This window comes from Paenibacillus sp. FSL K6-1122 (assembly GCF_037977015.1).
Lineage (GTDB): Bacteria > Bacillota > Bacilli > Paenibacillales > Paenibacillaceae > Paenibacillus > Paenibacillus amylolyticus.
This window is the reverse complement of the sequence record NZ_CP150272.1, coordinates 2174434-2196849: the sequence shown is the minus strand read 5'-3', so window position 1 is coordinate 2196849 and position 22416 is coordinate 2174434. Positions and strand designations below refer to the sequence as shown.

17 protein-coding genes are annotated in these 22416 nt (G+C 49.1%); 8 read left to right on the top strand and 9 right to left on the bottom strand.

Translation table 11 applies throughout. The features are described from left to right. Nucleotides 1–245 precede the first annotated feature (245 nt). Entirely contained in the window at nt 246–4391 is a 4146-nt protein-coding gene (locus NSQ20_RS09875) for a DNA polymerase III subunit alpha (RefSeq protein ID WP_340032356.1), read from the bottom strand. A gap of 267 nt (nt 4392–4658) precedes the next feature. Here NSQ20_RS09875 and NSQ20_RS09870 point away from each other — a divergent pair, with 267 nt between their 5' ends. From NSQ20_RS09870 to NSQ20_RS09860, 3 genes are all read left to right on the top strand, one after another. Then, nucleotides 4659–4988: a YtrH family sporulation protein gene (locus NSQ20_RS09870; protein ID WP_026081169.1), complete on the top strand. Its 330-nt coding sequence runs from the start codon at nt 4659–4661 to the stop codon at nt 4986–4988. Nucleotides 4989–5009: 21 nt separating this feature from the next. Continuing rightward, the gene (locus tag NSQ20_RS09865) at nt 5010–5498 is read left to right on the top strand and encodes a hypothetical protein (RefSeq protein WP_036609856.1); all 489 of its coding nucleotides are present in this window, start codon (nt 5010–5012) and stop codon (nt 5496–5498) included. 82 nt (nt 5499–5580) lie between these two features. Next, the gene (locus NSQ20_RS09860) at nt 5581–5922 is read left to right on the top strand and encodes a YtpI family protein (RefSeq protein WP_340032355.1); all 342 of its coding nucleotides are present in this window, start codon (nt 5581–5583) and stop codon (nt 5920–5922) included. A 145-nt stretch (nt 5923–6067) separates the two neighbouring features. On the opposite strand, the gene NSQ20_RS09855 is transcribed toward NSQ20_RS09860, so the two are convergent. The 3 genes from NSQ20_RS09855 to NSQ20_RS09845 all read right to left on the bottom strand — a co-directional run bounded on the left by NSQ20_RS09855 (nt 6068) and on the right by NSQ20_RS09845 (nt 8442). Next, nucleotides 6068–7402: a DRTGG domain-containing protein gene (locus NSQ20_RS09855; protein WP_036609860.1), complete on the bottom strand. Its 1335-nt coding sequence runs from the start codon at nt 7400–7402 to the stop codon at nt 6068–6070. Nucleotides 7403–7614: 212 nt separating this feature from the next. Further along, nucleotides 7615–7899, bottom strand: a complete 285-nt coding sequence (locus NSQ20_RS09850; RefSeq protein WP_085981456.1) for a hypothetical protein — start codon at nt 7897–7899, stop codon at nt 7615–7617. Nucleotides 7900–8094: 195 nt separating this feature from the next. Then, nucleotides 8095–8442 (bottom strand): YlbF family regulator, encoded by a 348-nt coding sequence (locus tag NSQ20_RS09845; RefSeq protein ID WP_036609862.1) that lies wholly within the window; start codon nt 8440–8442, stop codon nt 8095–8097. 237 nt (nt 8443–8679) lie between these two features. On the opposite strand from NSQ20_RS09845, the gene NSQ20_RS09840 reads away from it, so the two are divergent. The 5 genes from NSQ20_RS09840 to NSQ20_RS09820 are packed head-to-tail and all read left to right on the top strand — an operon-like array spanning nt 8680 to nt 15042. Further along, nucleotides 8680–10047, top strand: coding sequence for a YheC/YheD family protein (locus NSQ20_RS09840; RefSeq protein WP_036609865.1), 1368 nt, complete (start codon nt 8680–8682; stop codon nt 10045–10047). Between the two features lie 50 nt (nt 10048–10097). Further along, nucleotides 10098–11288, top strand: a complete 1191-nt coding sequence (locus NSQ20_RS09835; protein WP_340032354.1) for a YheC/YheD family protein — start codon at nt 10098–10100, stop codon at nt 11286–11288. 60 nt (nt 11289–11348) lie between these two features. Beyond that, nucleotides 11349–12722: a YheC/YheD family protein gene (locus tag NSQ20_RS09830; protein WP_036609869.1), complete on the top strand. Its 1374-nt coding sequence runs from the start codon at nt 11349–11351 to the stop codon at nt 12720–12722. Further along, nucleotides 12722–13828, top strand: coding sequence for a YheC/YheD family protein (locus NSQ20_RS09825; protein WP_036609870.1), 1107 nt, complete (start codon nt 12722–12724; stop codon nt 13826–13828). The genes NSQ20_RS09830 and NSQ20_RS09825 overlap by 1 nt, the downstream gene beginning before the upstream one ends. Before the next feature lie 35 nt (nt 13829–13863). Further along, nucleotides 13864–15042, top strand: coding sequence for a YheC/YheD family protein (locus tag NSQ20_RS09820; RefSeq protein WP_051449675.1), 1179 nt, complete (start codon nt 13864–13866; stop codon nt 15040–15042). Nucleotides 15043–15104: 62 nt separating this feature from the next. Here the strand turns inward: NSQ20_RS09820 and NSQ20_RS09815 are convergent, their stop codons facing one another. From NSQ20_RS09815 to NSQ20_RS09795, 5 genes are all read right to left on the bottom strand, one after another. Beyond that, nucleotides 15105–17027 carry an alginate lyase family protein gene (locus NSQ20_RS09815; protein WP_340032353.1) on the bottom strand — a complete coding sequence of 641 codons (1923 nt, stop codon included), beginning with the start codon at nt 17025–17027 and terminating at the stop codon, nt 15105–15107. Continuing rightward, on the bottom strand, nt 17024–17359 hold the full coding sequence (locus NSQ20_RS09810; protein ID WP_340032352.1) for a cupin domain-containing protein: 336 nt from the start codon (nt 17357–17359) through the stop codon (nt 17024–17026). Before NSQ20_RS09810 ends, NSQ20_RS09815 begins: the two co-directional genes overlap by 4 nt. A 68-nt stretch (nt 17360–17427) precedes the next feature. Then, nucleotides 17428–18825 carry a sugar ABC transporter substrate-binding protein gene (locus tag NSQ20_RS09805; protein WP_340032351.1) on the bottom strand — a complete coding sequence of 466 codons (1398 nt, stop codon included), beginning with the start codon at nt 18823–18825 and terminating at the stop codon, nt 17428–17430. A gap of 133 nt (nt 18826–18958) precedes the next feature. After that, nucleotides 18959–20563: a helix-turn-helix domain-containing protein gene (locus NSQ20_RS09800; protein WP_340032350.1), complete on the bottom strand. Its 1605-nt coding sequence runs from the start codon at nt 20561–20563 to the stop codon at nt 18959–18961. Between the two features lie 11 nt (nt 20564–20574). Further along, nucleotides 20575–22326 carry a sensor histidine kinase gene (locus tag NSQ20_RS09795; protein ID WP_340032349.1) on the bottom strand — a complete coding sequence of 584 codons (1752 nt, stop codon included), beginning with the start codon at nt 22324–22326 and terminating at the stop codon, nt 20575–20577. Between the last annotated feature and the right edge of the window lie 90 nt (nt 22327–22416).

The following is a 22416-nucleotide window of genomic DNA, read 5'->3' as shown; positions in this document are numbered from 1 at the left end:
AGCAACCTGTTAAAATGTTCATAAAATGTGCGGATGCTTAAGACCAGTCGCACCCTGGACCTGTTGCAGGATTGTACATTCCGCTCTGGTCTGTAGCTGGCCTATGACAAGTCTGCAATTTGTTTGTTTAAACCCTGTCGTCAGGGAACCGAGCTCGCACTAAAATAATCAAAAAAAACCTGTTCAGCATTGAGCCAAACAGGTTTCATACTATGGATAAGTGCTATCACTTACAGGACAGCCTCTTATTTAATTTTGACCGTGCCTTCACCCAGCATTTTCTCCATCTCGGAGAACAAGGTTGGTGATGGCTTAATCCGGTAGGCATCACTCAGCGCAAGCAGCTTCTGCTGCTGCTCATAGAAGAGCACCGTCGCCACAGGTCCGGGATGCTCCTGAAGCAGCTGCTTCAGACGTGCCAGAAGCTCAGGCTTCTCCGCATGCGGGGCAATCTTCACGAACACCCGCTGCTCCACGGCCCGCGGTTCGCGGCTCTGCGCCGGGCTGCCTGCCGCCTCAGCGGCACCGCCAGGCCGGGAAGCCGCCGCCGTGGCTGCGCCCGTACCCGCCGCATCGCTGCGCGTCGTTGCCGAGCCTTGGCTCCCGTTGCTACGCACAGCGGAAGCATCCCCGCCTGCGCTGCTGCGCTGCGCCTCGGCTCCTGCGCCCGCTGGCCGCCGCGGCGAAGCCGACTGCGCCGGGCGCGAAGAGCTACCGCTGCCGGGCTTGACGCGCCGGTCACGGCTGCGCAGCTGCTGCTCCAGTGCCGCCGGTGACAACGGCACCACTTCCTCAGCCAGCAGCTTAAACCCTTCGTCCTGCTGCTGCACTTTGGCACGCACGACGAGCAGTTCACCTTTCCCGACATGTTGCTGGCTACGCCGCCATACCTCGGGAAAGAGAACCACTTCACAGCGTTCAATCTGGTCTTCCAGCTCCATGAACGCCATAGCCTTGCCCTGTTTCGTCGTAATCGACTTCACAGACACAACCATACCCGCTGCGACGGTCATCGTATCGTCTGCCGCCTCGGTCAGCTCCATGATCCGGTCAGCCCCACTCGATTCCAGCACATCTTCATAGTCATCCAGAGGATGCCCAGAGAGATACAAACCTAACAACTCTCGCTCTAGCTCCAGTTGCTGCCCTGAGGAATAAGGAGGAATTTCCGGATATTCAATCTCCCAGTTTGGCGTCTCAACAAAGTCGAACAATTGAATCTGCAGATCCTCACGTTCCTTGCGCCATTTCAACGCCGCTTCAACAGTCTCATCCAGCATCGCCAGCAATTGGGCACGGTGCCCAGGTAATGAGTCAAAAGCTCCGGCCTGGATCAGCGATTCAATCACACGTTTGTTGCATACACGCAGATCCACACGACGACAAAAATCGAGCAGACTGTCGAACGGTCTCTCTTGCCTTACGATCATAATGCTTTCCATTGCCTGGGTACCGACATTTTTCACAGCGGCCAGACCAAATCGTATTGCACCCGTTAATTTTTCCTTATCTTCATCCGCATTTGCATTAGACACTGCATCGTTTTTCTTCACAGAGGACAGTTCCCCTTGCTCCGCGCGCGAAGAAGACGCTTCTTTCCCCTGGTCATTACCATTTTCCGTTGAAGCAGCCGTCACCAATCCCGGTTCCTTCCGGTTGTCGGATGCCTCAGGCATCGATGTCGCTGCTTGCCACTCATATCCGCCATTGTCCTCTTCCGGTTCAGGACCAGGATCATCCGGCAGAGGTGCTTCACCATATTCAGCTTGTCCCGAATCCCCATCTTGCTCATGAACGCGATCTTCCCTGAAGGAACTCCCGTTACCGTTCGCGGCATGTTCTTCGGCCGGGCTTCCAGCGTCACTCTCTGCATCTGCTCCCGCAGTCTGCTGCGATGCATTGCTCTGATCCCCGGCTCCTGCGCTGCCGGACGGCACAAATACAGGTGTAAACAGAATACCGCTCTCATTCACATCCGGCGGAAGCACCTCCATGTCCATACGCCGACATTCCACCACGTACTCTGCCACTTTACGATGACTACCCATTACGGCTGTTAACATGGATGCCATAAAATGAACTGGATAATGCGCCTTCAGATACGCCGTCTGGAACGCAAGCACACCATATGCCGCGGCATGAGCACGCGGGAAGCCATAGTTGGCAAACTTGACGATCATATCATAGACCAGGTCTGCCTCTTCTTCGCTATACCCTTGTTTCAGGCTGCCTTGTACAAAGTGTCCACGCTCCAGATCCAGCACTTCCCGTTTCTTCTTGGAGACTGCTCTGCGGAGCAAATCTGCCTCACCCAGCGAGAAACCCGCCATCCGGGAGGCTATCTGCATGATCTGTTCCTGATACACGATGATCCCGTACGTATCTTTCAGGATAGGCTCCAGATCCACATGGGGGTAATCCACTTCAATCTGTCCATGCTTGCCCTGAATGTATTTGGATATGAACTCCATCGGACCCGGACGGTACAAGGCAAGTACAGAGATTACATCTTCAAAACCACTTGGCTTCATCTCTTTCAGCACACGGCGTACCCCGGCAGATTCCAGTTGGAATATGCCCATCGTGTCCCCTCGCCCAAGCATCTCGTACGTTAACGGATCATCATCGGGGATAAGGCGGAAATCCGGAATTTCTCCATGTTCCCCAATCCAGCGTACACACCGCTCAATGATTGAGAGGGTACGCAAACCAAGAAAGTCCATCTTAAGCAGCCCAATAGACTCCAGGTTTTCCATGGAATACTGGGTTAACGCCGTCCCTTCACTGCCCTCCTGAAGTGGCACCGCATCAGTCAGCGGGTCACGGGAGATAACCACTCCCGCAGCATGGGTCGAAGCATGACGTGGCATGCCCTCGACCTTCATCGCCATATCCAACAGCTCACGTGTCTTAGGCTTGGTTTCATACAGCGCCTTCAGCTCAGGTGTAGCTTCCATAGCCCGCTCGATGTTAATACCAAGTTGAGCCGGAATCAGCTTTGCAGCCTTGTCCACTTCGCCATAAGGCACATTCAGGGCCCGCCCAACATCACGTACGGCTGCACGGGCAGCCATCGTTCCAAACGTAATGATCTGGGCGACATGGGCTTTGCCATATTTATGCGCGACATAATCAATGACCTCATCCCGCCGCTCATCGCTGAAGTCAATATCAATATCCGGCATAGAGATCCGCTCGGGATTCAGGAATCGTTCGAAGAGCAGGTTGTATTTCATCGGATCAACATCGGTAATATGCAAAGTGTACGCTACCAGACTACCTGCCGAGGAGCCCCGGCCCGGTCCAGTAACAATGCCTTGTTTATGCGCATAGGCGATAAAATCCCAAACAATCAGGAAATAATCCGAGAATCCCATGCTGTCGATTATACCCAGCTCATACGCCAATCGTTGTTCGAGTTCGGATCGAAGCTCTGCATCTGTCCAACGTGTGGACTGCGCATAACGCTCCTTCATTCCTTCTTCGCACAGCTGACGCAGATACACCGAAGGGCTGAGTCCATCAGGAAGCGGTCTGTATTCCGGCAAAATCGATTTGCCAAATTCCAGCTTCAACTCACAGGAATCCGCAATGCGGACGGTGTTTGCCAGAGCTTCCGGTACATGAGGAAACAAACGAGCCATCTCTTCTTCACTTTTCAGATAGAGCTGATTGGTTCCAATTCGGAGCCGATTCTCATCATCCACGGTCTTGCCTGTTCCGATACAGATCAGTACATCCTGAAGCTCCGCGTCCTCTTCGGACAGATAATGTGCATCATTGGTGGCTACAAGCGGAATCTCCAGCTCGGCAGCCAGTTTGATCAACTGCGGATTCACCCTTTTTTGCTCCGACAGCCCGTGATCCTGAAGTTCCAGATAGAAGTCGTCACCAAAGATATTTTTGTAGCGTAACGCCGCACGTCTCGCCTCTTCTTCTCGTCCATGCAGTAAATGTTGTGGTACTTCACCACCAAGACACGCACTTAGACAGATAATGCCCTCGTGATGGGCAGCCAGACTTTCCATATCTACACGGGGTTTGTAATGAAAACCTTCGAGATGTCCAATCGAGCACAATTTCATCAGATTTCGGTAACCCGTCATATTTTTGGCCAGCAAAATCAAATGATGAATCGGTTGATCCTTGCGGCTTCCCCGCTCTTTGCGGGACCCTGCTGTCATGTATGCCTCGCAACCTATAATCGGCTTGATACCTCGCTCCATACATGCTTTATAAAAAGGAATTGCACCATACATCACGCCATGGTCGGTCAGCGCAAGTGTCGTCATTCCGAGATCTGCAGCCTTATTCACGAGATCCGGAATACGCGCAGCGCCGTCCAGCAAACTGTATTCGCTGTGAACGTGCAAATGCACAAAAGAACTCATGTTTTTTTCTTCCTTTCGCCGCAGATAGTCGCAGCATCGATCTTCTGATCCGTCTGCTACCCTATCTATCTCATACTATATGAATTAAATAAATAAAAAATGGAATCCCCATATTAGAATTTGTAACAACCTCTTAAAAGGAGACTTTATTATTCTATTTTATCATAACGTTCGGGGGCACGCCCATACAATAGAAGTACAAGCCGCTCCCCCTGTGACAGACCAAAGACAGGAGGTGTGCTGCTAGGTCTGAAAGGGGTGTTGCCAGTGAGCACATTTTTGTCCAAAGCCATTCTTGATTTCTTTATTGCGTTTGGAATCGTGCTGGGCGGCGCGATGATCGGAGGTATTGGAGCAGTGATCTCTCTTCAGCCTCCGACACAGACGATGCTCGATATTTCTGGAAAAATAAAGATATGGGCACTCGCAGCCGCTGTTGGCGGCACAATAGATCCCATGCGTGTCATCGAGAGCAATTTCCTGGATGGTAACCTGTCTCCGGCGGTCAAACAAATCCTGTATCTGATCTCTGCTTTTATGGGTGCGCATATGGGAACCGAGCTAGTGAAATGGGTGTGCGGCGGAGGCCGGAGCTAATATGAGACAGGAACAGCGTTCATGAGAGTTCCGCCATTTTCTCGTTACCGCCCGCTGATGCGAATGACCGCTGTGTTTGTTCTGGGAATGATCGCTGGATGTGTCGTCTACAACGGCGTATTTCACCTGAGTTACAATGCGTTGTGGCTGAACAATCAGGAGCTGCAGCTTCAGCTGCATCAGAATGAGGAGGATATCAAAACGCTGAAAAAATACAGTAAACGCCAAACCGTTATCAAGGAAATCAAGGTCCGTGCAGAAGAATCGGATAAGGGGCCAGACGAAGCTTCTCTGAAAGTGATGTTACAGAAGCTCGGAGACGAACTTGAGGTACTTCGGGGCAGAGATGTATTCAACATCGATGAGTATAGCAAAATGACGCGAATCATGCTGAATCAGAAAGTTTACTCAGTCAGGGAAAAGGAATACACCGTTCAGGTCAAAACGATGCTGGTTATGGAAGGCGTACTGCAAGTTTGGGTACAGATTCGCATGCACGTTCCTGCGTAACAGCAAAAAACTGCCCTTGTCTGCATCTCTGCATGGTACAATAAGGGCAGTAAATGCTTTCCAGAAAAGGAGCTGCGTCTTTGTGTTCATTGATGTACTCAAATATGCACTAATCGCGATCTTTGCTGTTGCCATGGTTTTTGCAGCGTTGAACAGTATTCGTTCACACAGAAGTTCGGATGCTACCAGCGCCGGTCTGTACCGTTCGTGGACAAATATCTGGATGGGTGGCATGCTTGTTGTTCTTGCCCTGATCCTGATGTTTATCTTCACGGGCTCCACTTTATCTGTGATTGTGGAAGCGCTATTTCTGATTATGGGTGCGTACAATGTATTTGCCGGAATACGTAACCGCAGTTATTATGCGCGGCTTCAACAACGGTCCACTAATGGATCAGGTAAAACCTCCGGACAATCTGCATGATTCGCTGAAGCTATATCATTGTGTCTGCAAAAAGAGAGTACTTCCCCTTCATTAAGCGAAGCCAGAACCGCGCGACAGCGCAACCCGGCAGAGCTTCTTGATCAGGGAGTACTCTCTTTGTCTATGCCCGAGGCAACGTACCCTGCTAGGCATGGTCAATCGACTGCAATGTCATTACCGCTTTGCATACCACACTGCCTTCACGGGTAACCACAATGTCCATTTTGCACGTTCGACGACTGGTTTCCAGAATTAACGGTCGAACCAGGATCTGATCCTCAATCTGTACTGGTCGAACAAAATACGTCGTTACATTATCGACCACATGGTCGTTCCCTGTAACATCCCACGCTGCCCGCCGGCCAGCCTGGGTCATCACATTCAACAGAACTCCTTCGGAGATCGTACCCAGATCCGTTGCCATCTGAGGAATGATGAATCCGTGAAATAACAATTCGTTCTGTTCACCGCGCTCCTCGGCAAACCCGTTCCAGATCAGATGATCAAACGTCTCTCCCAGTTGTGGTTGCTTCTGTGCATCCCGCATGGCCTGAAGCACTTCCTTGCGTGTGACGGACGCAATCAGTTTGCGATTCCGATCCACGATTGGCAGAAAATCGATGCCTTCCCAGGTCATAATCTGGGCAGCAGAAGCAAGAGATGTCTGCAATGAGGCCGTAATCGGGCGGCGTATCACACATTTCTCAATACTTTGATCTTCTTTCAGCTCACTGACATCCTTCAGACTCACAATCCCGATAACCCGGTTCCATTCATCCACGACTGGAAAGCGATGTTCACCCGTCTCTGAAACCAACATATGAAAATCTGCGGCTGAACTGGTCACCTTCAATACCTGCAAGCGAGGTTTCTGACCAATGATATCCTCAACAAGCATAATTTTTTTCTTAATCAGCCGGTCGAAGATCGCACGGTTAATCATTGAAGCTACCGTGAATGTATCATGTCTGGATGAAATAATCGGTAGCCCAAGCTCGTCAGCCATAATTCTTACTTCACGACTTGTCCCAAAACCACCCGTAATCAACACGCCCGCTCCCTGTTCGAGGGCAAGCGAGTGAGCATCTTCACGGTTACCCACAATCAGCAGACTCCCAGCGTCAATATAACGGGCCATTGCCTGTTCCTTCATCGCGCCAATCACATACTTGTGCAGCGGTTTGGCGAGACCTTCGTTCCCCCCCAGCACATGGCCTTCCACAATGGTCACAACATCAGCAAAGGTCAACTGTTCCGACATGCCCCGAGGTCTCTTCTCGATCCGCACCGTTCCAATTCGTTCCTTGGTCACGACCAGCCCGAAGTTCTCCGCCTCTTTCACCGCACGATACGCTGTCCCTTCACTTACACCCAGCTCCCGCGCAAGTCCACGTACTGATATTTTGCTGCCAACCTTCAGTTGTTCAATATGTTGAAGTAACTGTTCATGCTTCGTGACGTTCTCTTCCTGTCCGTCCAACTGTACCACCCCCGAAGATGCATCTGTACTATACTGTATCTATTATAACACGGCTTTAGGAAAATAACCCCACACCTACCCATTCTCACAGGCAAGTTCGCCATCTAAATTTAATCATCCCATTAACCTCTAATTCTGTATGTACCAAAAAAGACCGGGGCCCCTTTGTACCAAGGGATTCCGGTCTTCCATGTTGGATCTCATTCTGTACCTTATACAGACTCGCTCCGCTCCTGCTTGTCCAGCAGTTTCATCTCCCACTGCCGCAGCTTCGCCCGGCGAACGGCTTCCAGTGCACGCTTCTTCTCTTCATCCACACCGAGAATAAAATGCAGATGTGCACCAACGATTAATAAGGAGAACAGCACCCATACGATGCCAAAAATATTAACCCAGTCCATTCCTCCAGCAAAGGAAATCCGCGGCAGTGCAATGACCAGCATCGACAACGCAATAAGCAGATAGATCACATGTTTTGCTTTTTTCAACCTCTTCACCATTCACAGCTCCTTCGTTCTTGATCGACTCTATATGTCTAGTCTATGAACGATAAGGAGCTAATATGAAAGGTTCAGGTAAAAAACAAGACAACCTTTTAGTACGTGTTCAAATAGATCAGTTTTCAGTACCGAGAAGATGGAATGAAGCTAGGCATCCTTCGTAATCAAAAGTGGACTTTTTGAACTACCTTTTTACGCTTCAGCGCCACCGTACAGATGACCCAGGCTGTCAGCAATAATTTTATTCACGTCTTCAATGATGACACTGAGGCGACGCTCCGCATCAAACAAACGACGGATGTTCAGATTCAAACTCAGTACTTCAAACAGCTTCTCCATTTTCTCCATCTCATCCGGAGCTGGCATATCCCCGCTCATCATACGTTGTTGCAATTCCATTTGTTGATCACGGAAGTTATCCAGCATTGCTTTTGCATCCGGATCAGCTTCAATCAGCTTCATCGCGGAAGTAATCTCTTCCACCTCGCTGCTTTCTCTCAGTGCTTTGGCCAAATCATTGGCTTTGTCATAAATGTTCACTATTATTCCTCCTCAGATTGGTTTGTTCATCCGTGTTAATACACGCTTTTCTCTCCTGTCAAACAAAGGCGCTCTGAAACAGGCCATCCATAACCTGCCTCGAAATCAAATGCATTTAATCCATATGGGTCAATCACCAAGGGTTATATGTCCTCATATGATGAAGCACATGCCATGTTCAGATGCCGTTCAACTTCGAGATCAGACATCAAGTTGCCGCCCGGAAGGAGATCCGTGATGTCCACTAAAAAAGTAACGATTCAGGTTACCGGCTCGGGCATCCTGCAGGACGACGTCATCATGCTGGGCGAAGGGGTGCTTAAGGCGCTTAAAATCCCTTCAGGAAGGCCGCTTCAGCTGCAATTTGGCTCTTTCCGCCGCGAAGTCACTGTTATTCCGGTACCAAGGTATGACGGGCTGCGCATCAATCAGACAGTTGCCAGCAAGACCGGTCTCGTTCCACGTTCGGTCCTGAGGGTATCCTATCGTTCAGCCAGCCGTACGCTTCGCCTTGGACCCTACATCAGTGTACTGGTTAGCCAGGATTATCCCGATCAGCCCGATCGGCCCTTTGGCTCCATCACGATGTTCTGTCAAGAACTGGTGAACGCCTGCCGTAAGCAAGGCGCCTATGTATCCTTTTTCACACCGGAGGATATTGGAGCGGTAACGGGTTATATGAAAGGCTGGGTGTATGATGACGGCTGGAAAAAGACTGTTCTGCCTGTAGCAGACGTCGTCAATAACCGGCTAACGTCCCGCAAGCTTGAGAACAAACCTAGCGTACAGCATTTTATGAAAGAAGTAAAATCGCTCTACGGCACGCAAACCTTCAATGAAAAGTTTCTGGACAAAAACGAAGTGTTTGACGCACTCAAGTCCATTTCAACGCTTAAACGAGTTCTTCCCGAGTCTCATTTGCTCAAGACGTCCGCCATGCTCAAGACGATGTGCAACCGACATCCGGTTGTATTTCTGAAGCCTGTCCGCGGTTCTTTGGGCAAAGGGATCATCCGGGTCTCACGTCAGATTGACGGAAGCTTCCTGACTCTGGCGACTGGCGTCGGGGGTACCCGGAAACAAACGTATACTTCTCTGGATAAACTGTATGCCAGTATGTCTGGGAAAATGAAAACAACGCGTTATCAGATCCAACAAGGGCTGACTCTCATTGACAACAGTGGCAGACCCGTGGATTTCCGTGCGCTCGTACAAAAGAACCGTACAGGTAAATGGAGTGTAACCTCCATCGTCGCCCGGATTGCGGGCGGAAGTCACTACGTATCCAATCTGGCACGGGGTGGAAGTCTCAGCACCGTCAAGGATGCTGTTGCCAAAACACAGTTGTCTGGATCAGCCAAAGCTTCCGCGTATGCAGGATTGCACACCGCAGCATTGGATATCGCCAAAGGGATCGAGAGTGCCATCCCTGCTCATTTTGGTGAACTTGGTATTGATCTGGCCTTGGACACCACTGGGCGCGTATGGCTGCTCGAAGTCAACTCCAAACCATCCAAGAATGATAATACACCACTGAGTGAGAGCAAGATCCGCCCTTCCGTCAAAGCCATGCTCGAATATTCTACCTACCTGGCGGGTTTTTGAAAAGTTATTCCCTAAGGGAAACAAATCTGATAGAGGAGAGGTGCAGCGTAATGTTTCCAACATCTCAGACCAAGACACTGGCCATTCTGGTACGTGCAACCGAAGGCTCACCTCCCTTTACGGATGAACTTTTCTGCCGTCGTCTCAGTTTGGGGAGCATGAAATACGCCCTTCAGATTATTGTGATCCCGATATCGAATGATGCAGTCCATCTCCCTCTTCAATGGGGATATGTCTATCATCAAGGGAAGTGGAATTCGGTACCTGTTCCTGCAGTCGATCTCATTATGGATCGTTGTCTTCGCCCTATATCCAGGTACGTCAGACAACAGCTTAAGGAATGGATACCAACCAACGGCACAGATCAACACCGTTATTGGTCTGCTTCCCTTCCAGGAAAATGGGAGGTACATCGTGTGTTGTCCCGAAATCCTGAATTGAGGTCACAACTTGCTCCCACAACCCGGATCGGATCGCATATTCCTTGGGAAACATGGCTGGACCGTTGGCCCAAAGGACTGTTCTTCAAACCGGTATCCGGGACTCATGGCAAAAATACCTTTCGCCTGTCTCGGGGAACGACTCTATCAACATGGATCGTGGAGGGGCGTAACGAGGACAATGAACCCTTTTTTCTTATATTCAACCATACCCAGGCTGTATCTTCCTGGCTAGCATTACATCAGGCTGAGCGTAAGATGATCGTGCAGCCATATCTGGAGCTTAGCCATCATGGAAGAGCATTCGACATACGGGCTCTAATGCAAAAGAATGGGCAAGGTCGCTGGACACTTACCGGATGTATGGTACGGGAAGGACCCGAAGGTTCACTCACGTCCAATCTTCACGGTGGGGGTAAAGCATATCCTGCCCAAGCATATCTGCTCCAGCGATATGGAACGATCCGCACGGAAACTCTGCTGAAGAGCATCCGGCAGACTGCTACTCTTATCCCCACCCTGCTGGAAAGCCGTTTCGGCAGGTTAGCCGAATTGGGGCTTGATTTCGGAGCAGATGCAGAGGGCCAACTCTGGCTAATTGAAGTCAACTCCAAACCAGGCCGCACCTCATTTGCAGAAGCGGGCGACCGACGCATGCATACCCTTACTTATACCCAGCCGCTTGCCTATGCCCGTTATCTGTTGCAACAACATGTTCTCACGGACGTCTTTCGTCCAATGAAATTGCCGAATACATCCAGCAAAGCTGGCCTGAAACCCATCCCGATTCACGGCGGCTGAGGCCCGCAGCGCCCGCTTGCCATGGAGCCCAAGGATCTTTTCAGGATAGGAGGATAAATCATGAGTTTGACCTTTTGCAATCTGCATTTCACCAAGCAACCGGATAAAGTGGTTTATGTATCCAACGCTTTAATGAAGAGCCTCAACCTGTCCGGCAAAAAAACGGTGCACCTTCGCTTCGGGCGTGACCGGGTACCTGCAACGATCAAACCAATCAAAAAAGCAGGTAAACATCTGTATCTCGCTTCAGGTATCCGTAATATGATGAACGTCCCCAAACGGGGCAGTATTTATCTCCGTAATTTGCAAAATGATGAGGTCCAGTTGGGTCCACTGATCGGCGTACTTTCTGATGGGCCTGCGACGAGCACGAATCCATTCGGTTCCCGTACTGGTTTCATCAAACAGTTACTCCGTGAAGGCAGCCGTAAATCCTACATTTACGCATTTACTCCTCGGGATATCAATTGGCAGAACGAGACGGTATCGGGTTTTTTCCTGAATGATAACGGAAGCTTTACCCGCAGAACCGTACCTCTGCCCGATGTTGTCTACAACCGGTTACCAAGCCGTCGTTCAGACTTCTCACCAGCCATCAACCAGCTGCGGGAACGATTTGTTCGCCGAAAAATTCCGTTCTTCAACTGGAGCTTCTTCAACAAATCGGATATCTATACGTTGCTGGAGAACGAGCCGGCAGCAGGACGGTATATCCCTGAATCGATTACCAATCCTTCTGTTGAACAGATGAAGGAAATGTTGGAACGCCATCAGTTCGTCTACTATAAGCCTACTGCAGGAAGTCTGGGGAACGGGATCTACCGCCTGACTTATTCGCCCAAACGTGGATATTTCGCACGTTATCGCAAAAAAGGCGGTAATGCACTCCTGCGTTTTGGGTCCTTCAACAGTCTGATGCGCATGCTTCAGGGAAGACATGGTAAACAGTTACGCGGATATGTAGTTCAGCAGGGAATACGCCTAATTGAGATTGATGAATGTCCAATTGATTTCCGTTTTCACATGCACAAAAATGGTAACAATCAATGGGTTGTTGTCGGAATTGGAGCCAAAAAGGCAGGACGTGGCAGCGTCACAACACACATCAAAAATGGCGGCTCCCTAATGACTCCTGAGCAGGCGCTCAGTCGCAACTTCGGCGATCGTGCGGGAGAAGTTCTTCAGCATGCCAAATCCGTCGCTATTACACTGGCCCAGGCGATTGAAACCCAGCACCAGCATCTGATTGGTGAGATTGGCTTTGATCTGGGCATTGATCAGGAGGAACATGTATGGATGTTCGAAGCGAACGCCAAACCCGGGCGCTCCATTTTCCGTCACCCTTCACTCCGGGTGGAGGGCAAATCGTCGGTGGAGCACATCTTGGAACACTGCCTGTATTTGAGCAAGTTCCGGAAGAAGGAAGAGATTTGATGACCCTTCATGATGATTTCAAACCTGTCATTGCTGTTTTGACCATGCATGATAAACAGCGTATGTTCAGGGGAAATCATCAAAATTTTCAAGATATCTTACAGACAGGCGAGAGCATGGGATACGTGGTGTACATTGTAACTGTACGGGATCTGAACGTGAGTGGCCCCACCGTGAAAGGATATACGTACAACAAGGGGAGTGGAAAGTGGGTTTCACAACCTTTCCCCCTTCCCCATGTTCTGTACAATCGTATTCCCAACCGGGAAGACGAAGGAAAACCTTCCGTGCAGCGTAAAATTGACGAATGCATGCAATCAGGAATCGAACTGTATAACCCATTCTTTTTCAACAAATGGGATCTGTTCGAATGGCTCAGGAAATCCAAATCGACTCAGCAACTGATCCCTTATACTCGGCGGATGCGAAGTGCTTCTTCTCTGGGTGCCGTTCTACGGACGTATCCCTATCTGTACCTTAAGCCCGAGAGCGGCAAAGCTGGTAAAGGAATCATGATGCTTAAATTTCAGGAAAAAGAACGGCTTCCCTATCGTCTCAAAATACAAACCACACGTAGAAGCACGACCTATAAAGCATCTACACTTGCCAAGTTATGGGCACGAATTCGCAAAGAAACCGGACATACGCCCTATATCATGCAACAAGGCATTGAACTGGCATCCTCTCGTAAACGCCCCTTCGATTTGCGTGTTCTTGTACAAAAGAACACCAAGGGCCAATGGAGCGTAACCGGTGTAGGAGCGAGACTTGCTGGCTCCCGTAGCATTACAACTCATGTGCCGCGCGGCGGGAGCGTAGAAGACCCTGAGAAGCTGCTGACCGAGCTTTTTGGCGAAGAAATGTCAACAACCCTGATGAAACGTGTGAAATCCACTTCATTAATGATCGCAAGACAGGTAGAACGGGGATCAGGTTACACGCTCGGAGAAATGTCCATGGATCTGGGCATTGATGACCTGGGGGAACTCTGGTTCTTCGAAGCCAATGCAAAGCCCATGAAGTTTGATGAACCACAGATCAGACGGCGGTCATTGGAACGTATATTTCACTACAGCGCTTATCTTGCCCGTCAGTCCAAACGATGATAGACAGGAATACTGCAAAAAGAAGGTGATTGTTTGTGTCCTCACCTGTTCTGGGCATTATGACGTTGTACTTAAATGAACATCGCGCTCTTGAAGAACGAAGCGTTTATCGCAGAATGATTCTTGAAGGGCGCAAGCGGGGACTCGATATCTATGTATTCACACCAGCCGACGTACACCCCGGCGGCAAACAAATTGAAGCCATGGTTTTTCATGAAGGAAAAGGCTGGTCCAGGGAGTGGCGATCATTCCCGGACCTGATCTTTGATCGTTGCCGGATTCAGCGTAACCGAAGGTTCCAGCAATTGCTTGCTTTTCGTGAGAAATATGGGCATCTGCTCTTTCTGAACAGGCCACTGCGCAATAAATGGACCATCCACCAGACCCTTTTGCAAAAAGCCAACTTTCGTGAACACCTGCCGGAAACCGCTCTATTTCAGGATATGTCCGATGTAAACCGGATGCTTAAAGTTTCTTCTCTGGTCTATCTCAAACCCATTAATGGAACAGGCGGACGTGGTATTCTGCGCATTGAACGCAGCAGTAGCGAGGCTAATACAGTGCTTGTTCAAGGGCGGGATCAGAAGCGTCGTATCATCACTCCACGTAAAGTTCATTTATCACGACTTGGCGCGTTGCTCCAGCACTGGAACATGAAAGACAAGTATCTTGTACAAAAGGGCATTCAACTTCAGCTTCCGAATGGACGTGTGCATGATTATCGCATGCTCGTTCAGAAGAACGGTGAAGGACAATGGGAGCTTACTGGATGTGCTGGACGCATGGGTGCAGAAAAAAGCGTGACCTCCAATCTGCATGGCGGCGGTCAGGCAATAGCGATGGACCGACTCATGAAGCAATGGATCGAAGATGACGACCTCCGGGCAGAAATTAACACAACTGCAGAGAAATTCGGCATTGATGTTGCTTCGTTTCTGGAAGATACGTATGGGGACCTATGTGAGTTGGCACTGGATTTGGCGATTGACAGAAGCGGGCGTATCTACCTGCTTGAAGTTAACCCCAAACCTGCACGTGAAGTATTCGCTCGCATCGGGGAGCGGGATATCTATTATAAAGCCATCACTCAGCCGCTGGAGTATGCCTTATGGGTATATCGCAACAGACCTCCCGGAACGGCCAGAAAGCCAGCCATTCCCAAGCCTGTTACGCAAAAATCACCCAGAGTAAAAAGAAAAAGTAAAGCCAAGTGAGTGAAGAAAAAGCAGGAGTCTATGTTCGCCAAGTGCGAGCATCTGCTCCTGCTTCACTGTTTTTATTTCTGTTCTTTCGACCATTGCAGCGTGTCGTTGTCAATCACAATATCCCCTTTTTCCTCACCTTGCACATAAGATAATGCCAATCTCATCAGGTCAGGTTCCAGTTGGCATGTGGTTATACGTGTAACCTGGTCTGTATGATCTGCGGGCAGGCACAACGTCAGAATACCCACTTTACCCGAGAAATCAGTCTTGCCCTGGATGACCGATGTTTCCGACTTGGAACCATACACCTCAGATACCCAGCCGGGCTGCTCCGTCAACGCGAAGGCTCCCTTCCTGATGCCTGCCGTAACCCATTGCATCGTCAGCGTTATGGAAGATGCCTCATAGCTCATATCCGCCGTCATTTCTCCAGCTTCATTGATCCTCAACGCAATATCCGCTTGCGGATGCAGGTGAAAACGTTGCTCCAGAGTATGCTCTGCTTCTGCCTCCAGCCAATCCACAATTAATAGTATAGGGATCTCCACCCCTGCCAGCATCCACCGACGATGTGTAACTGGATCTGGCAAATGTGTATATCCATCCTGTGAAGCATCAATGAAGTGATAGCTGTCATTGCTCTCCCAACGTAGCGTTGTGGCCTGAGCCTCCGGTTCACCCCATTGCTGTGTGGAGAGATAAGGTGTCTGATCCAGACCATCCACCGTGACGGTATTGTGCGCCCGCGTACTTTTGAAATACCGACGCCATTTCCCTTCTTCATACGTATAACGTCCGGTGTCCGTGAAGAAAAGCTGGTTCTTCCACATCCACTCCACATTCAGCGCATCCGCATGTCCGTGTGCTCCGCCCATGGCAGCCGCATCAAAAAAAAGATATTGATACTTGTCCCTCATGACATAATATCCTGTCTGCGAAAAGGCTCGGCTGGACAACACCGGAGAAGAAGAAGCCTGTAGTCTGAGGCATCGCTCATATTTTTCTACACCCAGCAACCAGAGACACTCCGAGCTATCCGTTCCGCGAGCCATCAAATCATCATCGTCCAGGATCGCGCCAAGCAGGGTCAGTCGTTGTCGTCCATCGCCAACCCAATCCGAATCACCAATACCGGTAGACTGATGATCTGGTCGGATCAGCGCCTCAGTAAATGCGGCCATTTGGCTTAGACAGCGGGCATACCATGCCGAGAAAGGATGTCCTGAAATCTCACCCAATCGATAAGGGGTGCCAAACATTTCGATGCTGGCATTGTGGTAATGTGTTGTCAGTTCAACCTGTATCCCTTCTTCACCCAACTGATGCAACAAACACAGCTCAAGACGTTCCATCGCCACTTGACGCCAGTATGGACTTCGCGGGTGCTGGTGGTAGAACGTAGCGATCATGAACAACCCTTGCATATGCATAATGGCATGATTTATTTCCGTGCTGCCGAGGTAACGGCTCAAAAACTCGGCGTGCTCGTCCAGACCTTGTCGAAACTCCGCCTGAAAGCCTTCGTCTATCAGTGAACTCGCTTCCATATATTTATATGCCGATATCCAGGACTGCACACGTAGTCCCGTCTCCAGCAGGCGCCACGGACCGGGTTTTTGAAAGAACACGGCCTCGTCGTAAAACAGATTTACAGGTACCGGGTTTTGCTGTCTCCAGCTACGGAAGTGGTCAATAAATGCTGTTACATATAGCGGATTGCCCTTCATCAGATACGCCTTGCCCAGATCGAGCATATGCCAGTGTCGATTGATGCCCCATGTGAACTCCAGATCATTGGTCGGGTTGTGAAGCCAGTCCACGGGTGTCCCCATCGGAATCCAGCGATTCAGATCGTTGGTATAAGGAACGATAAATTCATTCAGGATGGCACGATTGGCAATCGTGAGCGAATTTCGGGCTTCTTCCGGAAAATGTTTTTCATAATATTGGGCAGCCCGTTGCAGGTCCGTTGCCGAAAGGTAAAAATCGCTCATTGGGACGCCTCAAGAAAATCCTGACGGAACGGGGTAAACACATCCAGAATGACGGAGTCCTCCAGTGCCTTAACCCCATGCGGGACGTTAAAACCGGCATAAAAGCTGTCCCCTGCTTTTAAGATGCGAGTTTCTTCACCGACCTGAACCTCAAAGCTACCCTTGACGATATAACTGACCTGCTCGTGCGCATCATGGGAGTGAACTTCTCCAATACCACCTTTAGCAAAGGTAACCTCCACCATCATTAATGTACCGCCCATACCCAAGATCTTCCGGGAACTCGTTTCGTTCACGATATGTGCATCGATAGACGCATGATCAATAATCATTTTGCTTTTCCCCTTTCCTTGTGAATAAGCGACCGAAGTAGTTAAACCACGGCCGCTATGAACGTTTATTAGTCTTCTGTGGACAATTTACCCTGAAGTTTGGAAGAATCAAACGAAGGATCAGCAGTTATGTTGGTCAGCCCTGCCGCTTTGGTTTTCTCCAGAGCTGCATTGTACCTTGTATCCAGATCCTTGATCACAGCATCGAGATCGCCACCCGTGAATACAAAGATTGAAAAAGCCTCACCCCATTTGGTGCCTTCCAGTGAACTCTCGGTCACCACACTTGGATTTGCCGGGAAAATGGCATCATATCGTTTGGGCAGGAAACCTTCAATGCCCGGAATGCTTGGTTTTTTGTCAGAGCTTAATACAGCAGGAATCAGTGAGATTCCGTATCCTTTTTCGTAATACTCACTCTGAAGATCTGTGCTGTACACATACGCCATAAACTTCCATGCCGCTTCCTTGTTGGCAGAATCTGCATTGATGCCGATGTAGGAGCCCCCGATGACTTGTGAAGCGCCCTTGATCGTTCCATCATTAGTTGGTACAGGAGCGGCTGCCCAATTTTCTTTTGTAGGAAACTGATCTTTATATACACCTGGTTCACCGGAGTGGTTAATGTACATTCCGATTTTGCCTTGAGCAAACTGGGCTCTGAGCGGATCGATGTCCAGACTTTCTACCCCTGGCAGCATGCTGCCATCCTGATTCATCTGACGAAGCGCCATTGCGATATCCTTGTACATCCCAAAATCAAATTGACCAGTCTTGTAGTTGTAACCATCAATACCAACATTATTGCTTGCACCTGCAATCGTATTGGCTGCTCTCCAGAAGCCGCTGCTGCTCTTGAATGGGCTGGCAAAGCCATAGATGCCTTCACTTTTACCAATTTCGGTAATTTTTTTGGCATCCGCAACCATCTCAGCCAACGTTTTTGGCGGACTCTCGATCCCTGCCTTTTTGAAAATATCTTTGTTATACACAAGCCGCCAGACCTGCCCTGTATTGGGGAGGGAATATATTTTTCCATCAATCGTGTTTTTATTTTCAATCAAGCTGTCTTTAAATACGGCCTTCATCTCATCACTCATGTATCCATCAATCGGGGCGAGATACCCCTTCTGATAATACGTCTGAAAATCATTAACTTGCAGCACATCGGGTGCCTGCTTGCTGGCAAAAGCAATATCGACCGCCTGTGGATAGTTGTCCCCCATCACGGTCATCTCCACTTCAATGTTGTCCTTGTTCGTCTGGTTAAACTCATCGATCTTGGATTTCATAAAATCAGCATCATGGCGGTCCGGTGTCCAATATATGATTTTGGTTTTCCCTCCGGCATTCTCCCCGCTGGTCCCCGATTCGCCATTTGCCGAAGTACCACTGTCAGCAGAACAACCTGCCAAACTTAGCGCCAGCAATGCACTTAGCGTAGTCACCATCCACTTTTTAACCATTGATATGCCCCCTTATGCTTGTCTGGACAACCCGTTTGGTTATCCGTTAACGTAATGATAATCGCTACGCTTTCATGGAGGTGAGGGACATTCTGACTTTGCATGGTGGGAAAAATGACGATCCGTATCGGTTTCAGTTCTCATACATTTGCCGGAAACAGGTTGGCGTCATGCCGCAATATTTCTTGAACAAACCGCTGAAATAAGGCCTGTCCTCATAACCCAGCCTCTGGCAGATCTCTTGCACCTGTACACCTGCAACCAGCAACTCTTTGGCTTTTTCCATCCTCATCTTAGTAATATATTGAATCGGCGTTATGCCCGTTTCCTTTTTGAAGGCATTGGCAAAGTAACTCGGACTTAAATGCACGGATTGGGCACAGGCATGCAGCGTCAGATTTTCTGCAAGATTCAGACTGATATATTCCTGTGCTTTGCTAATGGCCTGTTTGACATCGGTGAGTCGTTTTTTGTCCATAATCTCGCAACCCATACTGCTAAAATGCTTGATATATCCCCTCCAGCCCTCAAACGTCAAGGAGCGCATCGCCTCAAGCACTGTCAAGTCGGCCTCCAGACGCAAGCGTTCCTCTGCTGTAATCTCATCACAAAAGGCACGGTAGATGGCAAAAGCCAGTCCAGACAGCAAACGAATCATCGTGAGTGGCTCGGGAAAACCTTCGGAAACCTGCCATTCTTCGAGAATTTCATCAATGATGCGGTGACAGGTGCTCTCATTACCACATTTGAGGGCGTAAAAAAGCCCTTTTTCCTTCTCCAAAGGATACACCGGAGCCACACAGGCCTGATTTTCCAGTTCAGCATACTGGAGGATGCAATTGCCTTCACTGTAAAAACGATAGGATATCGCCTGATCTGCATGTGCGTAGGACGTCCAGATCTCCTGTGGTCTGCGAGCAATCGTACCCACACCAATTGAGACTGTTTTTTTGCTGAATCGCTCCACATTTTGGCGGCATTGCTCCAGTAACTCGGAGACATCTATGTGGCTTGGTGTGTTAAATATGGCTGCAAGCCGGTATCGGTTTTCCCGTAAAACAACGCCTTTGGTATAACGATTTATGGTTTCTCCAACAATATTTTGAACCGCAAAAGGAACGATTTCGGCATCCAGATGCATCGTGTATCCATATCGCGTATAACCATCCACCTCGATAACTATGACGATAAGATTGGAGGAATCGAGATCAATATGCAGCTCGTTCCAGCGACTTTCATTCAGGAATCCCCCGACTTCATGACGCAACAAGCCCAGTAGATAGCTGTGACGCTCGTACTGGCTGCTGCTCTCCACCTTCTGCTCCAACTGTTCCAACTGTTTGCACTGTGCCTGTTCTTCCTTAATCACCTGTCTTACCTTCAACACCGCACCGAGTATTTCTTCAGGGGTAAACGGTTTGAGTAAATAATCGGATGCACCCAGCTTGATGGCCTCCTGTGCATATTGAAAATCCGAATAACCACTGATGAAAATAAATTTGGCTCGCAGTCCGGCATCCAATGCCCGCTTCATTAGCTCCAGCCCGCTCAACTTGGGCATCCTGATATCACTAATCACGATGTCGGGTTGCTGCTCCAGCAACAAGGACCAACCGCGCTCTCCATTTCCCGCCGTGCCTACAATCCGAACCTGATGATCTTCCCACGGAATAGTTGAAGATATGCCCTTTACAACTGCCTGGATATCATCCATAACACACATCGTCAATTGGCCCATACTGCCCCTCCTCAGGTGATCGGAATCGTGATAACAACCGTTGTTCCCACATCTGTACTGCTATGAAATACAATTGAGGCCACATCCCCATAGTGCAGGCTTAATCTGCCATGGAGATTGGATAGGGCATAACCTTTGCGTCCCCCGTCAGGAACATCCTCAGCATAGATGCTGGCTACATCCATACCACATCCATTGTCAGCCACCTCCAGCCGTAGTGTGTCACCCTGACGGTCAATGCGGATCAGGATAACACCCAAATCTTCTTTGTCCTTGAATCCATGCAGGATGGAATTCTCCACCAAGGGCTGGAGTAATATTTTTAAAATATCAACAGCGTAACAAGAGGGGTCCCCCACCTCAATCCGATAAACGAACAGATCCTCGTAACATTTTTGCTGAAGCTGCATGTATTGTTCGACATGTTTGATCTCCTGCTCCACACTGGTGATGTCTTTCCCATCATTCAGTCCCAGACGGAATAACAAGGATAAGGAGACGATCATCTCACTTACATCCTTCTTCTCTCCGCTCTCACTTTTCCAGAACATCGTATTAAGCGTATTGTAGAGGAAATGAGGATCAACCTGCGCCTGAAGCGCCTTGACTTCAAACCGCCGTTTGTCTTGCTCCGTTGTCCGTACTTCTTCAAACAGAATCTGAATCTGGTCCAACATCCGATTGAAACGATGCCCTACAGCGCTGACTTCATCGTCATACTTGCTGCGAAACCGTACATCCAGATCATTGGACTCCACCTCAACCATCAAGCGTCGCAGTTTGTTCAGTGGCTTCAACAGAGCGGAGGCCAGCAGCTTGGACAACCCGAGTGCGAGCAAAATGCAAAACAACATGATCAGGATGATCAGCCAGCGTATCTTTTGTAGGGGGGACAACAAGTCAGCCTTGGACTGTACACTTACCATGACCCAATCCTCGTTCATCGACAATGACGAATAGTTAACAAGCATGTCCTCCCCCTGATCGTTCCTGTAGGTAAAATCTCCAGCATCGCCACGGCTAAACTGTTGGGTAAAGTCAGGCTCCATAATGAAATCGTAATTTCGGAACCTGGGCCGAATAACTTCATTTCCGTTTTTGTGCAGCAAAAACAGTTGAATCTGGTTATTCATGAGATCCTGCGTCAGAATGTCTCGCATCGCCTCTTCCTTCATATTGACGACCATGTATACATTCGAATAGGTATGATTATCGATCACAATGGGTTTGAGCAACAGAGATAACACATTTCCTTGGGACTGGAATAACTGACTCTGATGTGAACCAAACCACATCGTATTCCAGCCTTGCAGCTTCACGTAGCGTCCGTATTCCTTGTTGAATGAGTTATTGTGATTCGGAAAATCTTTGGTCGAGAAAAAATCACCGATGGGTGTGGTCAGATATGCGGTATCAATCAGTGGCTCTACGAGCTTCAATTGAGCAAACGATGTTTGCAGCAGCGAGAGATTCTGATAATAATGAGATGTGTTATTTTTTCCCACGTCCTTCATGACCTGGGTGAACGTTTCATTGAGCATAAAAGAAAAAGAGGATACAACAATGTGCCTCAGATGTTCATCCATAACCTGCACCGATTTGTTCAGAATGCTTTGTTTCAGTTCAAGTGCATTCTGCTCAATGCTTCGTGCAGCAAAGAGATAAGAGCATATCCCGGTCACACTGATGCACAAGACAACGAGAAAAATGTACAGCAGCTGTATTCTTTTTTTCAGGGACATTTTATAAAAGTTGAATATCATCGGCGCTCGCTCCTTGAACACGGCTTGGCCCGTCCGCTGTGAATTAAAATGAGTATAGCACAGTGGAATAACCCGTAAAACCGTTTCCAT

Excerpts from the sequence above, each read along its gene's own strand:
- NSQ20_RS09840 (WP_036609865.1), top strand. The coding sequence starts at position 8,680 with ATGTCCACTAAAAAAGTAACGATTCAGGTTACCGGCTCGGGCATCCTG.
- NSQ20_RS09835 (WP_340032354.1), top strand. The coding sequence starts at position 10,098 with ATGTTTCCAACATCTCAGACCAAGACACTGGCCATTCTGGTACGTGCA.
- NSQ20_RS09810 (WP_340032352.1), bottom strand. The coding sequence starts at position 17,359 with ATGATTATTGATCATGCGTCTATCGATGCACATATCGTGAACGAAACG.
- NSQ20_RS09865 (WP_036609856.1), top strand. The coding sequence starts at position 5,010 with ATGAGAGTTCCGCCATTTTCTCGTTACCGCCCGCTGATGCGAATGACC.
- NSQ20_RS09805 (WP_340032351.1), bottom strand. The coding sequence starts at position 18,825 with ATGGTTAAAAAGTGGATGGTGACTACGCTAAGTGCATTGCTGGCGCTA.
- NSQ20_RS09795 (WP_340032349.1), bottom strand. The coding sequence starts at position 22,326 with ATGATATTCAACTTTTATAAAATGTCCCTGAAAAAAAGAATACAGCTG.
- NSQ20_RS09830 (WP_036609869.1), top strand. The coding sequence starts at position 11,349 with ATGAGTTTGACCTTTTGCAATCTGCATTTCACCAAGCAACCGGATAAA.
- NSQ20_RS09815 (WP_340032353.1), bottom strand. The coding sequence starts at position 17,027 with ATGAGCGATTTTTACCTTTCGGCAACGGACCTGCAACGGGCTGCCCAA.
- NSQ20_RS09800 (WP_340032350.1), bottom strand. The coding sequence starts at position 20,563 with ATGGGCCAATTGACGATGTGTGTTATGGATGATATCCAGGCAGTTGTA.
- NSQ20_RS09825 (WP_036609870.1), top strand. The coding sequence starts at position 12,722 with ATGACCCTTCATGATGATTTCAAACCTGTCATTGCTGTTTTGACCATG.
- NSQ20_RS09875 (WP_340032356.1), bottom strand. The coding sequence starts at position 4,391 with ATGAGTTCTTTTGTGCATTTGCACGTTCACAGCGAATACAGTTTGCTG.